The 12382-nt window shown below is 67.2% G+C and carries 14 protein-coding genes; 6 read left to right on the top strand and 8 right to left on the bottom strand.

Translation table 11 applies throughout. From position 1 onward, the window contains the following. Window positions 1–42 precede the first annotated feature (42 nt). Window positions 43–612: a YdeI/OmpD-associated family protein gene (locus ACWDTI_RS02170; RefSeq protein ID WP_449736378.1), complete on the top strand. Its 570-nt coding sequence runs from the start codon at window positions 43–45 to the stop codon at window positions 610–612. 4 nt (window positions 613–616) lie between these two features. Here ACWDTI_RS02170 and ACWDTI_RS02175 read toward each other — a convergent pair whose 3' ends face one another. From ACWDTI_RS02175 to rnhA, 3 genes are all read right to left on the bottom strand, one after another. Continuing rightward, the gene (locus ACWDTI_RS02175) at window positions 617–1408 is read right to left on the bottom strand and encodes an SDR family oxidoreductase (RefSeq protein WP_449736379.1); all 792 of its coding nucleotides are present in this window, start codon (window positions 1406–1408) and stop codon (window positions 617–619) included. A 140-nt stretch (window positions 1409–1548) separates the two neighbouring features. After that, window positions 1549–2469: a D-isomer specific 2-hydroxyacid dehydrogenase family protein gene (locus ACWDTI_RS02180; protein WP_449736380.1), complete on the bottom strand. Its 921-nt coding sequence runs from the start codon at window positions 2467–2469 to the stop codon at window positions 1549–1551. Next, the gene (gene rnhA, locus ACWDTI_RS02185) at window positions 2466–2930 is read right to left on the bottom strand and encodes a ribonuclease HI (RefSeq protein ID WP_449736381.1); all 465 of its coding nucleotides are present in this window, start codon (window positions 2928–2930) and stop codon (window positions 2466–2468) included. Before rnhA ends, ACWDTI_RS02180 begins: the two co-directional genes overlap by 4 nt. A gap of 90 nt (window positions 2931–3020) precedes the next feature. On the opposite strand from rnhA, the gene ACWDTI_RS02190 reads away from it, so the two are divergent. Next, window positions 3021–3800: a methyltransferase domain-containing protein gene (locus ACWDTI_RS02190; protein WP_449736382.1), complete on the top strand. Its 780-nt coding sequence runs from the start codon at window positions 3021–3023 to the stop codon at window positions 3798–3800. On the opposite strand, the gene ACWDTI_RS02195 is transcribed toward ACWDTI_RS02190, so the two are convergent. Beyond that, complete coding sequence (locus tag ACWDTI_RS02195; protein WP_449736383.1) at window positions 3794–5014, bottom strand: citrate synthase; 1221 nt, start codon at window positions 5012–5014, stop codon at window positions 3794–3796. The two genes, ACWDTI_RS02190 and ACWDTI_RS02195, sit on opposite strands and share 7 nt — an antisense overlap. Window positions 5015–5069: 55 nt before the next feature. On the opposite strand from ACWDTI_RS02195, the gene ACWDTI_RS02200 reads away from it, so the two are divergent. From ACWDTI_RS02200 to ACWDTI_RS02210, 3 genes are all read left to right on the top strand, one after another. After that, complete coding sequence (locus tag ACWDTI_RS02200) at window positions 5070–6236, top strand: citrate/2-methylcitrate synthase (protein ID WP_449736384.1); 1167 nt, start codon at window positions 5070–5072, stop codon at window positions 6234–6236. A 105-nt stretch (window positions 6237–6341) separates the two neighbouring features. Further along, window positions 6342–7607 carry a DUF4185 domain-containing protein gene (locus ACWDTI_RS02205; RefSeq protein ID WP_449736385.1) on the top strand — a complete coding sequence of 422 codons (1266 nt, stop codon included), beginning with the start codon at window positions 6342–6344 and terminating at the stop codon, window positions 7605–7607. Window positions 7608–7857: 250 nt separating this feature from the next. Next, window positions 7858–8388, top strand: coding sequence for a DUF1697 domain-containing protein (locus ACWDTI_RS02210; RefSeq protein WP_449736386.1), 531 nt, complete (start codon window positions 7858–7860; stop codon window positions 8386–8388). Between the two features lie 21 nt (window positions 8389–8409). Here the strand turns inward: ACWDTI_RS02210 and ACWDTI_RS02215 are convergent, their stop codons facing one another. The 4 genes from ACWDTI_RS02215 to ACWDTI_RS02230 all read right to left on the bottom strand — a co-directional run bounded on the left by ACWDTI_RS02215 (window position 8410) and on the right by ACWDTI_RS02230 (window position 11403). Next, entirely contained in the window at window positions 8410–9792 is a 1383-nt protein-coding gene (locus tag ACWDTI_RS02215) for a ClC family H(+)/Cl(-) exchange transporter (RefSeq protein ID WP_449736387.1), read from the bottom strand. Next, complete coding sequence (locus ACWDTI_RS02220) at window positions 9789–10274, bottom strand: hypothetical protein (RefSeq protein WP_449736388.1); 486 nt, start codon at window positions 10272–10274, stop codon at window positions 9789–9791. Before ACWDTI_RS02220 ends, ACWDTI_RS02215 begins: the two co-directional genes overlap by 4 nt. 9 nt (window positions 10275–10283) lie before the next feature. Continuing rightward, on the bottom strand, window positions 10284–10757 hold the full coding sequence (locus ACWDTI_RS02225; RefSeq protein ID WP_449736389.1) for a MarR family winged helix-turn-helix transcriptional regulator: 474 nt from the start codon (window positions 10755–10757) through the stop codon (window positions 10284–10286). 268 nt (window positions 10758–11025) lie between these two features. Next, window positions 11026–11403 carry a YybH family protein gene (locus ACWDTI_RS02230; protein WP_449736390.1) on the bottom strand — a complete coding sequence of 126 codons (378 nt, stop codon included), beginning with the start codon at window positions 11401–11403 and terminating at the stop codon, window positions 11026–11028. Window positions 11404–11496: 93 nt separating this feature from the next. Here ACWDTI_RS02230 and ACWDTI_RS02235 point away from each other — a divergent pair, with 93 nt between their 5' ends. Beyond that, complete coding sequence (locus ACWDTI_RS02235; RefSeq protein ID WP_449736391.1) at window positions 11497–12378, top strand: LysR family transcriptional regulator; 882 nt, start codon at window positions 11497–11499, stop codon at window positions 12376–12378. Window positions 12379–12382 lie beyond the last annotated feature (4 nt).

The raw sequence follows: 12382 nt of genomic DNA on the forward strand, positions 1-12382 counted from the left end.
TCAACTCTACCGACGCCGTCGGCCGCGGGTTACTCTCCAACCGTGGCCGACCCGAACGCCGAACACATCCATCCCGGCACGCTCGACGAGTGGCACGATTGGCTCCGGAACCACCACGCGGAGTCTGCCGGTGTCTGGCTTGTGTTCTGGCGCAAGGAATCCGGTAACCCACCGCTCGACTACGACGGCGCCGTACGCGAAGCCCTGTGCTGGGGATGGGTCGACGGACACACCCGAACAATCGACGACCACCGTCGCGGCATGTGGTTCACGCGCCGCGGACGCAACAGCGCCTGGGCCGCATCCAACAAGGCGCGAGTCGCCGAGCTGCTCGAGCAGGGACGGATGCAACCGGCCGGTCAGGCCGTCATCGACGACGCCCAGTCGCGCGGATTGTGGACTCTGCTCGACGACGCCGAGGCCCTGATCGAGTCGCCCGAACTCGCCGCGGCACTCGACGCCGTTCCGATCGCGCGGGCGAACTGGGACGCGTTTCCGCCGAGCGCCCGCAAAGCCGGACTCACCCAGCTGGCCTTCGCAAAGCAGCCGGCGACGAAAGCCAAACGCATCGCCACCCTCGTCGACAAGGCGGAGCGCAACGAGAGACCGTGATCGGTTACAGATCCGGAATGGGCAGATTCAGGTTCGGGGCGATGATGCCCCCGTCGACCTCGAGGATCTTCCCGGTCACATACGACCCGGCCGGCGACGCCAGATAGAGCGCCGCCGCCGCAACGTCTTCCGGGTCACCGAGTCGGTGCAGCGGGGTCGAGGTCTCGACGGCCGAGCGCATCGCGTCGTCTCCGGCGACCAGGTCGAGCGCAGAGGTGAGGATCGCTCCCGGCGCGATGCCGTTGACACGGATCCGCGGATTCAGGTCCATCGCAGCAAGTTTCGTGTAATGCGCGAGTGCTGCCTTCGCGGTGCCGTATGCGGCGTAGGCGCGTCCCGGTACCCGGCCGACGGCGGAGGTGACGTTGATGATGGACCCGCCGTCGGGATTGTCCAGCATGTGCGGAACGGCCGCGAGCACCAAAGCGTGCGCTGTGGTGACGTTGAAGTCGAACGCCTGCGTCAGATGCCTCGGTTTGGTGTCGAGGAGTGGTCGCGGCATCGCCCCGCCGACGTTGTTGACGACGATGTCGAGCCGGCCGAACTCGTCGACCGCGATCTGCGCGAGACCCGAAACCGTCTCGACGTCGGAGAGGTCGGCGACGACGACGTGCGCGCGCCGTCCGATCTCGGCCACCTGCCCCGCGACCTTGTCGAGTTCGGTTTCACTGCGGGCCGCGATCACCACGTCGGCACCCGCCTCCGCGAGGGCGACCGCGATCGCGGCACCCAGGCCGCGGCCGGCGCCGGTGATGATGGCAACCTTGTCGTCGATACGAAATCTGTCGAGGATCACGGCTCCGAGGATGCCACCAATTCCGCGGAATTGGAACACGTTCTACCCATCGAGGCAGGTCCTGAGTCAGCGGGTCCGCGAGCGAGCTCGCCCGCTCACGGACCCGTGAGCGTCACGAAGGGCCGACCCCACCGACCGGCTCAGTACGCACTCCCCGGCGTCACCACCGACAGCATCTCCTCGCCCGCGACGAAACGCCGGATGTTCTCGGCCAGCCACGGGGCCATCGTCCGGGTGAGCCCGGACGACGGATTGGCGATGTGCGGGGTGATGATCACGTTCGGCAGCGACCACAGCGGATCGTCGTCGGCGGGCGGTTCGGGATCGGTCACGTCGAGCGCCGCGCCGCCGATCTGACCGTCGCGCAGCGCGTTGACCAGCGCCGATTGGTCGACGAGCGGCCCGCGGGCCACGTTGATCACCCATGCGTGCGACGGCAGCGCAGCGAGCGTGCGTTCGTTGACCAGGTGATGGGTCTCGGCGGTCGCCGGCGCGGCGAGCACCACGTGGTCGGTCTGTGCCCACACCTCGTCGGTGCGCGACGACGGCAGCGTCACCGCCGCACCCTCGACCGGCCGGCCCGAGCGGTTCACCGCGATCACCCGCGCCCCCGAAGCGGTCAGCCGCGGGATCAGCGACGCCGCGATCCCGCCGGCCCCGATGATCGCCACCGTGGAGCCGTGCAGCGACCGCACCGCGGTGTCGATCGGTTCCTTGTCCCAATGCCGCATCACCGACGTGTTGATCTGCCGCAGCCCGGCCAGCAGCAGGGCGAGGGCGTGCTCGGCGACGTTCTCGGCGTAGAACCCGGACGCATTGGTCCACAGTCGTCTGTCGTCGATGACGCCAGCGTCGACGAATCCCTCGATACCCGCGGTCTTCAGCGCCACCCACTCGACGGCGTCGGGCAGGTCGGGAAACCCATCAGGCATCCCGATCCAGACCAGGACCCGCGCCTCGTCGAGGCCCACGATGCGGCCCCCGGCCCCTTCCACGGCGGCAACCAGGTGTTCGTCGGGTTCCGGTTCGACCGCGACCGGCAAGGCCTGCGCATCGGTCATCGTCGGGCCTCGGCGATCTGGCGGGCCGCCGTGGTCGCGAGTTCGTCGGCGATCTCGTTGTAGTGATCCCCGTTGTGGCCCTTCACCCATTTCCAGGTGACCTCGTGACGGCGTTCCTCGTCGATCAGCCGCTGCCACAGGTCGGCGTTCTTGACCGGCTTCTTGTCGGCTGTGCGCCAGCCGTTGCGCTGCCAGCCGGCCACCCACTTGGTGATGCCGTTGCGGACATAACTCGAGTCGGTGTAGAGGATCACCGTCGACGGTTTGGTCAGTGCGGCCAGTCCCTCGATGGCGCCGGTGAGCTCCATCTTGTTGTTGGTCGTGTCGGGGGCCGACCCGGAGATCCGCTTCTCGTGGCGGCCGTAACGCAGCACCGCACCCCATCCACCCGGTCCCGGATTGCCGAGGCACGCGCCATCGGTGGAGATCTCCACAACGTTGTCGGATTGGGCATCTGTCACCCGACGAAGGGTACTGCACCCCGCCGAGCGGACGATGCGTCGTTCTCTCATGGCCCCGCGCCGACAAGCGCAAAACACTAGGCTGGGGGCATGCCGACGTGGGATCCCGAACGCTACCTCCAATTCGCCGACGACCGAGCCCGCCCCTACCACGACCTCATCGCCCAGGTTCCCATCGCACCATCGACGATCGTCGATCTCGGCTGCGGGCCGGGACACCTGACCCGCCATCTGCGCGCCCGCTGGCCCGACGCCCAGGTCCTCGGCATCGACTCCTCCGGCGAGATGATCGAACAGGCCTTCCGGGAAAACACCGACGGACACGCGAACTACGACATCGCCGACGTCGCCGAGTGGACCCCGAACGCACCGGTCGACCTGATCATCTCGAACGCGTTGTTCCAATGGGTCCCCGATCAGCTCGACGTCATCGGCCGGCTACTGGAGTCCCTGACCGACCGCGGGGTGTTCGCGGTACAGGTGCCCAACAACAGCAACTCCGGTACGCATCAGAGTCTCTTCCAGCTCGCCGACGATCCACAGTTCGCCGACCAACTGCGTGAAGTAAGCCGTCTTCCCCGCCTGGAACCATGGGACTACCTGGAGTTCTTCGCCAAGCGCGGCTACACCACCAACGCGTGGTCCACCACCTATCTGCATGTGTTGGAGGGCGAGGACCCGGTGTACGAATGGCTCGCCGGCAGCGGCGCTCGCCCGTACCTCGAGGCGTTCACCGACGACGACCTCCGCGAGGAGTTCGCCGCCCAGTTGAAGGTGCGGTTGAAGGATGCCTACCCCGCCGAACCGTGGGGCACCGTCTTGCGGTTCCGCCGCACGTTCGCGGTGGCGACCCGCGCCGACCATCACTGAGTTTCCGGACGCACCCCGGCGTAGACGCCTTCGGGCCGAAACCGCAGTGCCCGTTCGACATACTCTTCGAGTGCGTGCGCGGTCCAGCCCGCGATCCGGGCAAGCGCGAAGATGGTCTCCGCCGCGTCCGGACGCATCCGGTACTGCAACGCCATCGCCGCGAGCGCGAAATCCGAGTTCATGAACGATGATTCGGGTAGTTGCTGCCGAATCCTGTTGAGCGCCCTGCCCACTCGCGGATCACCACCCGAGTCGGCGAGCATGTCGAACAGGCACTCGGCGCGCGGGTCACGTTCCCGGTACACCACATGGCCGGTCCCCGGAATCCCGCGTCCCGCATGCAACTCCGCGCCGACCGCCACATCGGGATCATCGATGGCGTTGCACAGGAACCGATATGCGAGGATCGTCGCACCCCCGTGGGCGGGACCGTCGAACGCGCCCAGTCCCGCGCCGATCACCGCGTAGATGCTGCCCCGCGCGCTCGCGGCGACCCGTGCGGCGATCGTCCCGGCGGACAGATCGTGGTCGGCGAGCAGGATCAACGCGGCATTGAGCACCCTGGTCTTTCGTGGCGTCGCCGGCTCGTCGGTGAGGCACGGCCACAACCGGTCGGCGAGCGTGCCGGACACCTGCGGTTGCGGCGCAAGAACATTCACGCAGCCCCCGATCACCGCCGCGGCCTTGGCGGTGACGCTCTCGACATCGAACTGATGCCGCAACGGATCTCGCGCGCCGAGTACGTCGGCGACCATCCGTACGAGATCGACGCCCCGGGCATCCACACCCGCGACCGCCCGCGTCATCTCAACCATCTCGCCACCGAGAACGCCTGTCGGCCAGGGTGTTTCAATACCCCACAGAAGATCCGAAACCTCCTCGAAGGTCGCCGTCCGAGCGAGCTGAACCGCGTCGCGACCCCGATAGTAGAGGTGATCGTCCTGCAACAACGTGATCTGGGTCCGAATGCGTTCGACGACACCGGCCGGGGTGCGTCGTGGCCGACCCTCCAGCAGCGCCTCGATCTCCTCGACCGGGAACACACTGCCGTCCACCCCTTCGATCCGCTCGCTGGTCATCCGGCCACGGCTGACATAGGCGTAGACGGTCGCCGGCTTGACACCGAGAAGCTTCGTGACCTGAGCGGTGGTCAGGTATGCACGGCCGTCGTGGTGGATCGGTGTGGGGAATCGCCGGGTATGGGTGCGCGCCATATATTGATCAAATCAACATTGACTGCCGTGGTCAACACCGCGCATCGTGGTGCTCATGACCATGCTGACCGTGCCCGAAGGACTCGCGAATGTCGTTGTCGCCGATACCGAGATCGGTGATGTGCGGGGTGACGAGGGCTTCTACCACTACCGCGAGCACTCGGCGATCGACCTGGCCCGGCAGCGTAGCTTCGAGGAGGTCTGGTACCTGTTCGTGCACGGCGAATTGCCGGATGCGCGCCAACTGGCCGAGTTCACCGCCACCATCACGCCGTTGCGGCAACTGCCGACCGAACTCGGCGACGTGCTGCGGGCCGTCGCACCGCTCGGCGGCGACCGCCAGGAGCTCGCCGGGCTCCGGACGATGCTGTCGGCGGCCGGCCCGGCGCTGGGTGTGCGCCCGCTCTGGGAGAACGATCCCGCCACCATCCGGCACGACGGCCTGCGCGCCGCCGCGATGACACCGACCATCCTGGCCGCCATCCACCGGCTGCGGTCCGGCGAGGGACCGCTCGCCCCCCGCGACGACCTCACGGTCGCCGCCAACTGGATCTACCAGGTGACCGGTCGCGTCCCCGAACCCCGGCACGCCCGGGCCGTCGAGCAGTACCTGATCGCGACCATCGACCACGGCTTCAACGCGTCGACGTTCACCGGCCGGGTGATCGCCTCGACCGGGGCCGACATGTACGCCGCGATCTGCGGAGCGCTCGGGGCGTTCTCCGGCCCCCTGCACGGCGGGGCGCCCGACCGGGCTCTCGACGCCCTCGACGAGATCGCCGACCACGGCGATGCCGCGGTGTGGGCACGCGAACAGATCGACGCCCGGCGCCGCATCATGGGCTTCGGGCACGCCGTCTACCGCACCGTCGATCCGCGGTCCGAACTGCTGCGGTCGATCGCGCTCGACCTCGGCGGACCGACCGTCGACCGTGCCGTCGACGCCGAGCGCGCGATCGTCGATGCGCTGCGCGAGGCGCATCCCGACCAGCCGCGATATGCCAACGTCGAGTTCTATGCCGGCGTCGTGATGGAGGCCTGCGGTATCCCGCGCGCGATGTTCACACCGACGTTCGCGGTCAGCCGGGTCGTCGGGTGGTGCGCGAACATCGTCGAGCAGTCGCGGTCCCGCAAGATCATCCGCCCCCGGGCCCGCTACGTGGGACCCACACCCGACCGCACCGTGTCGGGTCGAACGACCGACGCGCGCGGAGTAGCCTGACCCGAGCGATAACGCCTACATCTCGGTTCGGACCACGATCTGTGGACGTGACGCAACTTCTGCAACACTGACAACATCTGTCACCGGTCCGCAGGGGGATTGCCCATGCCCAGATGGCGTCTGCTCATCGCAGGGACGGCCGTCGCCGCCCTCGTCACCACCGGTACCGCGGTGGTCGACGCTCCGGCGCACGCGTCGATCTGCAGCAACCTCGGCCTCACCGGCGGGGACGTCGGATCGACCGGCAGCTCGGGGTCCAGCGACATCGGGCTGGGCAGCGCCGACTACGGCAGCTACCGCGCGGACGGCAAGAAGCCCCAAGGGCCGCTGCCCACACTGCACGGGATCAGCAAGACCATCGAGTGGGTCACCGGACCCCGCGGCCCCAGCCGCACCGATCAGCGGTTCTCCATCAGCGCCACCGACGTCGGAGTGTCCTGGGACAACGGGGCCGGCCAGGTGCTGATGGCCTTCGGTGACACATGGGGACTGTGTGCCGGCCAGATGGTGTGGCGACACAACACCATGCTGCGCGCCAACGGCAACTCCAACCTGGACAAGGGCATCACGTTCCCCAACGCCGTGCCGGGATCGATCCGGTCGGGCGCATCCGTCACCCCGGAGCATCCGACATTCGCACAGCCCATGCTCAACGCGTCCGGGGTACGCAACCTCGAGGTCGGCAAGATCCCGACCGGCGGAATCGCCATCGACGGCGTGCAGTACATGAGCTACATGTCGATTCACCGCTGGGCCGGCCCGGCCCGGTGGGTCACCAACTATTCGGCCATCGCGGTCTCCCGCGACAACGGACAGAACTGGAACACCGACAACCGCACCATCCGGGCGAACCTCGAACTCACCCTCCCGGGCGTCTCCCAGGTCGAGCAGGGACACGGGCGGTTCCAGGTGGGCGCGTTCCTGCGCTCGGGCGACTACGTCTACCAGTACGGCACGCCCAACGGCCGCTACGGAGCGGCGTTCATCGCACGCGTGCGACCCGCCGACATCCTCAACCTGGACCGCTACGAGTACTACCGCGGTGGCGGGGCGTGGTCGCCGCGGCCGGTCGATGCGGTCCCGATCGTGCGCGAACCGGTCGGTGAACTCTCGGTGGCCTACAACAGCTACCTCGGCAGGTTCCTGATGCTCACCGAGACCGGAGGCAATGTGCTGTTGCGCACCTCCCCCACCCCCGTCGGACCCTGGAGCGGGCCGCGCGTGATCGTCTCCGTCAACCAGACCCAAGGCCTGTACGCGCCGTACATCAACCCCCGTGGCGCATCCGGACAATTCCTCTACTTCACGGCCTCTCGCTGGGACGACTACAACGTGATGCTCATCAAGACCGACCTCTCGAAGGTGCGCTGACGTCACGACGTGGTCGACCCGAGATGATCGGCGTACGGTCGGGAACAGGCAGCACACCACGGTCAGCGACCTGAGGGAGTGATATGAGTCAGCCCGTGCCACCGCCACCACCGCCGCCGGACCCGATGCCGGCACCGGAGCCGATCCCACAGCCACCACCCGAGCCGCCCATCCCCATCCCCGAACCAGAGCCGCCCAATCCCAGCCCGCCACAACCAGATCCACTGCCGCGCCCGACCGTCATCTGACCATGGCGCGACGTATCGTGCTCGTCCGGGCGATCAACGTGGGCGGTGCCAAGCTCCCGATGGCCGACTTACGGGAGATGGCAGAGGAATTGGGGGCCACCAACGTCTCCACCTACATCGCGTCGGGAAACCTCCTGTGCGATCTGCCATCTGGTGGTTCGGCGAAGTTCGACCGGGCACTCGAGGCGGCCATCACCGACCGCTTCGGCTTCGAGCGTGAGGTGATCAGTCGTTCGGTCGACGAGGTGCGGTCCGCGCTCGACGCACATCCATTCCCGGTCGCCGAGCCTAAGTACTCCTATGTCTACTTTCTCGTCGGAAAACCCAAGGCCGACAATGTCACAACCTTCGAGAAGCAGGAATTCGCCGGCGCCGACATCGCGGTGATCGGCAAGGATCTGCACATCCGTTACTCCGAGGGCGCCGGGCGCTCCAAGCTGACGGCACCCGTCATCGCAAAGGGTTTGGGTGTCCAGGGCACCGGGCGCAACCTCATCACGATCGAGAAGCTGATCGAACTGGCTTCGGACTGAACGGTTTCCGAGGCGTGCCGATCATCGGGACGGATGGTCGGCAACGGAATGCTGCCGGAGCATGCGCACTCGCAGGGCATCGTAGATCGGTGGTGACCGCAACAGCGATGCGACGACCACCGCCATCGCGCCCGCGATCAGCATCGGAATCGTCACGGTGGTCACCGCGGTCATCTCGATGACCAGCACCAGTCCGGTGAAGGGGGCCCGCACGATCGCGGCGAACAACGTGGACATGCCGACGAGGGCCATCGCCACCGTGAGATCGATGTCGAGTCCCGGCACCAGGACGTCGGTGATCCAGCCGCCGATCAGGCCGGTCAGCGCACCCAACCCGAGGATCGGCGCGAAGATGCCACCCGGCGTGCCGACGGCGTACGAGATCGGGCCGGCGACAAACCGCACCGCGACGTACAGCATCGCTGCCGGCAGTGCGAGATGGCCACCCGTCAGCACCAGTGTCGCGACCGCGTCGCCACCACCCGCCAACACGGGGTTGGCGAGCAGGACCCCGCCCACCACGGCGCCGACAATGGCCGCCTTGACGACCGCCGGTATACGATGAATTCCGTCGAAAACATTGAGGCACAACAGGATCAACTTGTTGTAGACCACGCCGATGACACCGACCACCAACCCGAAGACGGCGAAGATGGGGATGGTCGTCAAGGGTGGGGCGGGCACCGCGGAGATGTGCGGGAAGTCCGGCTCGTCGCCCATGACGATTCGGCTGGCCCCGACGCCGATCGCAACCGCGACCATCGTGACGATCCCCTCGCGGAGCCGGAAGGTCTTGGTGACCTCCTCGAAGATGAAGAACACGGCGCTGATGGGGGCGTTGAACGCCACGGCGAGTCCGGTTCCGGAGAGGACGGTCTGCAGCAGACGGATCTCCTCGCCGGCGAGACGCGCGAGGCGCCCGGTGGCGGCGCCGATGGTCGCCGCCATGTGTACCGTGGGCCCTTCGCGGCCGAGCACCATCCCGGCGATGCCGACGGAGAGAATGCCGCCGACGAATCTCGCGGGAACCACCGACAGTGGCGGCGGGTCGGCCTCACCGCGGTCGACGGCCTCGACGTGCTGGATGCCGCTGCCCGCGGACAAGGGCTGCCACCTCGCGATCGCCGCGGCGCCGGCGGCCGCTGCGCCCGAGACGATCACCGGGATCAGCCATCCCCAGCCGTGGTGAGCGTGCGACCAGTCGAGAAGGTCGTCGCGCCAGTGCTCACTGCGCACGAGCACCCATCGGAACGCTCCGCCGACAAATCCGGCGACGGCGCCGGCGACCACGGCCAGTCCCAGAATGATCCAGAGCGTCCGGCCGCGCAGCATCGCGTCGTCGACGCCGGCATCATGGATCTCCCGTTCGGGCTCCGGCGTGTCATCCGGATGGTCTTGGGTCACGCGCGACCCAGAGCCCTGGCAACCCTTCCGAGTTCGTCGATCTGCGTCTGCTTCGGGGCTTCCCAGAGCCTTTTCGGCAGCTCCTCGAGCGTCCGGACCGCGGCCTCGGCAGAGTCGAGGCGCTTGTGTCTCTCGTCCTTGTCGTCGAGGTCGGCGGCGGCGATCAGTTTGTCGTCGAGCTCGAACACCGCGTCGTCGAGCCCGTCACGGGCGACGACGATCTCCGGGTCGTGGCCGATCGCCGGATTCTGGTGGACGTCGTTGATCGCGTAGCGAATCCGCCTGTGCAGTAGAGCCGCTCGCGATGTGTCGGTGGTCCACGACTCGGGTGCGCGGCCGGGCTTCCCGGGTATGAGATCGGTGGAGTGGGCAAACTCGCGCACCCGTTTGTCGGAATCCCAGGCGAACCAGATCGCTCCGACGAGGACGAACAGCGCGACGACCACGGTGATCACGATGATGGTGATGGCGATTCCGCTCATACCTCGACCCTATCCCGCGGACGCCTCGGCCTCGGCCCGAAGTGCGGCCGTGTTGACCTTGGTCAGCACGCCGTGCAGTTCTTCGAGGTCGGACAGCTCGACGCCGAGCGCCGCGACCACCGCGGGCGGGATACCGAGCGCCCGCTCACGCAAGGCGGCCCCCGCGTCGGTGAGAGCGATGTCGACATTGCGTTCGTCATCACCGCGGCGCTGCCGCATCACCAGCCCGTTGGCCTCGAGCCGCTTCAGGAGCGGCGAGAGGGTCGCGGAATCCAGCTGCAACACCTGCCCGAGGTCCTTGACCGCGCGCGGCGAGGTCTCCCAGAGTGCGAGCATCACCAGGTATTGCGGGTGGGTCAGCCCGAGTGGGTCGAGCAGCCGGCGATAGATCCGCAGCACGGAGCGGTTCGCGACGGCCAGCGCAAAGCAGACCTGCCGTTCCAGCAACAGCGGATTGCCCTCGATCTCGACCGCGCTGCTCATCGCATCGCCTCCCTCATCCGTTCGTGATGGGGACCAGTCTAGCGATTTGATCGCACGCGATTGAATAGCCCTGCGCACTGATCGCATCGAGATCCCAGCTACCGCCGATCGAGTAAGCGAGACGAGCGCATCGAGATCCCAGCTACCGCCGATCGAGTAAGCGAGACGAGCACATCGAGATCCCAGCCACCGCCGATCGAGTAAGCGAGGAGCTTGCGACGAGCGCATCGAGATCACCCGCGAGCGCGTCACCGACGGGTCCACCCACTCACCACGACGGCCGCTGAAACTCCGGCTGGTCGATGATCCGCACCCACGACCCGTCACCTTGCCTGGCCACCACCTGCGCCCGCGCGCCGGCACCATCACGCGGCGGCGTCGAGGTCAACGCCAAGTCGTCACCGAAATAGAGGGTCGGCAACGACTGTTCGGGCACGAACGTCGGACCGTGTGCGAGGACCGAGGCCCACAGATCGCGGATCGCATCCCGGCCTCGCGTCACCTCCCCCGACGGATACGCCATCACCGCATCGTCGTGGTACAGCGAAGCGACGGCGTCGGCATCTCCCGCATTCGAGAACTCCACGAAGAGCCGGGTGATGTCCTCGGGGGTCCGCGCTGTTGGTGTTGCGTGATTCTCGGTCATGTTCTCCTCCTTCATCGGTGTAGAACTCCACGATCCGGCAGCTTCCATCAGAAGTCCAAATGACTATTTGGATGCGTTCTATCATTGTCAGTTATGGAACTTCGACAGCTCGAATACTTCGTCGCAGTGGCCGATGAATCGAACTTCACGGCCGCCGCGACGCGAGTCCACACGACACAGCCGAACATCAGCGCGCAGATCAGGGCCTTGGAGTCAGAGTTGGGCGCCACGTTGTTCGATCGAACCGGCCGCCAGGTTCGCCTGACCGGTGCCGGAGACGCCGCACTGACCGCAGCTCGGCAGGCGCTCGCCGCCGCCGAGGCCGTCCGCCAGGCGGTTGCCGACGTCAACCAGGTGCTACGTGGCACCTTGACGGTCGGCATGGTCGACGGCTGCACCGTCCGACCGTTGTTCGCTGCGCTCGGCACGTTTCGCACGCAGCATGCCGGCGTGGCGCTGCGCCTGGTCGAGGACGCCTCACACCACCTCGTCGATCGGGTCGCCCGAGGCACCATCGACGTGGCCCTCGCGGGGTACGGGGACGAACTGCCGAACGAGCTGGACGAGTTCCCGGTGATCCGTGAACGGGTCGTTGCAGCGCTCCCTCAGGACCATCCGTTGACCAGGAAATTGGTTGTGACGCTGCGTGATCTGCGCCGTCAGCCGGTCATCGGACTGCCCGCAGGCGCCGGCATCCGGACGGTGTTCGATCGTCAGGCGCCCGAGGTTCCGACGTCCATGGAGGCGTCGTCACCGGACGCCGTGGTGGAGCTGGTGGCCGCGGGGCTGGGCGTTGGTGTGCTCAGTGAGTCGATCGTCGCCGATCGCGCGAGCACCGTGACCGGGCGTCCGATCCGCGGTGTGGACGGACTGGCGTCTCTCGGTTTCGTCTGGCGAAAGCCTGCCTCGCCGGCGGTCCGCGCGTTCCTCGACTACGCGCAGGAGCATTTCGCACTCGATCGTTCAAGTGCGTGAATCT

The organism is Gordonia sp. NPDC003424 (genome assembly GCF_053588655.1).